This is a genomic window from Streptomyces sp. NPDC054840 (assembly GCF_053611065.1).
The window spans coordinates 1-2,081 of the sequence record NZ_JBSGZP010000968.1 but is presented as its reverse complement, the minus strand read 5'-3'; the positions used below and the strand labels follow the sequence as shown (position 1 = coordinate 2,081).

Sequence of the window (2,081 nt, the reverse complement as noted above, 5' to 3'; positions counted from 1 at the left end):
AAGCCGAACGGCTCACCGCCGCACTCGCCGCCGAACGGGGGGTCGTCGGCGTCGGCTCGTACTGGCGCACCCAGCTGCCCGCAATGCGCTCGGAGGACGGCCGTCAGGCGCTTGTCGTCGCCCGCGTCCAAGGCGACGAGAAGGCGGCCACCGCGGCCCTGGAACGCATGGCCCCGCGCTACGAGGGCGAGCACGGCGCGGTGCGGGTGTCCCTGGGCGGCCCCGCGGCGGTGCAGCGCGAGGTCACCCAAACCATCCAGGAAGACCTGCTGCGCGCCGAGCTGATCGCCCTGCCGGTCACCCTCGTCCTGCTCGTCCTCGTCTTCGGCAGCGCGGTCGCCGCCCTGCTCCCCCTCGGCGTAGGCATCGTGGCCATCCTCGGCACCAATGCCGTCCTGCGCGGACTCACCGAGGTCACCGACGTCTCCGTCTTCGCCCAGAACCTGACCACCGCGCTCGGCCTCGGACTCGCCGTCGACTACGCCCTGTTCATCGTCCGGCGGTTCCGCGAGGAACTCGCCGCCGGGCGCGATCCGGTCGCCGCGGTCGGAGTCACCCTGCGCACCGCCGGGCGCACCGTGCTCTTCTCGGCGCTCACCGTCGCCGTCTCGCTCTCGGCGATGCTCTTCTTCCCCATGTACTTCCTGCGCTCCTTCGCCTACGCCGGGGTCGCGGTGGTCCTGCTCGCAGCCGCGGCCGCACTGATCCTGCTGCCGGCCGCCCTCGTGCTCCTCGGCGAGCGGGTCAACGCCCTCGACCTGCGCAGACTGTGGCGGCGGGGCCGGCCCGAGGCGGCCACGACCGGGCCCGCGGAGACGGGCAGAGGCTGGCACCGGACGGCCGCTCTCGTGATGCGGCGCGCCCCGGTGTTCGCCGTGGCCACCACCGTGGGCCTGCTGCTCCTCGGACTGCCCTTCACCGGCGTCAAGTTCGGCACGGTCGACGACCGGCAGCTCCCGAAGGACGCCCCCTCCCACGTGGTACAGGAGCAGATCCGCGTCGGCTTCCCGGACAGTCCCGGCGGTGGTCTCACCGTGCTCGCGGAGGGAGCGCCCGGCCCTGAGAGCCTCACGGCCTACCGGGACCGGCTGGCCGCACTGCCCGGGGTGATCCGGGTCGACGGGCCGATCGGCTCCGCGACGGGAAGCCGGTACACCTCCTTCTCGGTGTCCGTCGAGGGCGAGGCCGTGGGAGAGACGGCCCGGGACCTGGTCGACGACGTCCGCGCCGTGGACGCCGGCTTCAAGACCTCGGTGACCGGACAGGCGGCCGTCCTCGTCGACGCGCAGCAGGCCATCGCCGGCGCGCTGCCCGCGGCGGCGGCCCTGGTGGTCCTCGCCACGCTGCTGCTCGTGTTCCTGCTCACCGGGAGCCTGCTGATACCGCTGCAGGCGGTGCTGCTCAATGCCCTCAGCCTGACCGCGATGTTCGGGGCGGTGGTGTGGGTGTTCCAGGAGGGCAACCTCTCCGGGCTCCTCTCCTTCACCACCACCGGCGACATAGAGACCACCCTGCCGGTGCTCATGTTCTGCATCGCCTTCGGACTCTCCATGGACTACGGGGTGTTCCTCATATCCCGCATCAAGGAGGAGTACGACCGGACCGGGGACCACGAGAGCGCCGTCCGGTCGGGGCTGGCCCGCACCGGCGGGCTGATCACCGCGGCGGCCGTGATCCTGGCGGTGGTGATGGTGGCCATCGGCACCTCCCGGGTCACCAATACCAAGATGCTGGGCCTCGGGATCGCGCTGGCGGTCCTGATGGACGCCATGGTCGTCCGCAGCCTCCTGGTCCCGGCGGTGATGAAGCTGACGGGCCGCGCCACCTGGTGGGCCCCGGCCCCGCTGCGCCGCCTGCACGAGAGGATCGGCCTGAGCGAGGGCGAGTCGGCGCCCCGGACGCCTGAGCCGGACCGGATACCCGTGGGAGCGGGTACCTAGCGCTGTAACCGAATGAAGGGGGGCGGGGGCGGGTGAGGCGTGCGCGGGCCGTCCCCGGACCGCGCCCTGTCGCTTATACACAACGCCGAGCCCACGATACGGCTCCTCCGCGCCACAGCCGGGCGCTGCGTGTCCCGGGCG

Annotated in this window: 1 protein-coding gene; it reads left to right on the top strand. The window is 72.6% G+C overall.

Going from position 1 to position 2,081, the window contains the following annotated elements:
* Nucleotides 1-1,940 (top strand): MMPL family transporter (locus ACWGIU_RS36505; RefSeq protein ID WP_453712374.1); only part of this gene is annotated, 1,940 nt, incomplete at its 5' end.
* Nucleotides 1,941-2,081 lie beyond the last annotated feature (141 nt).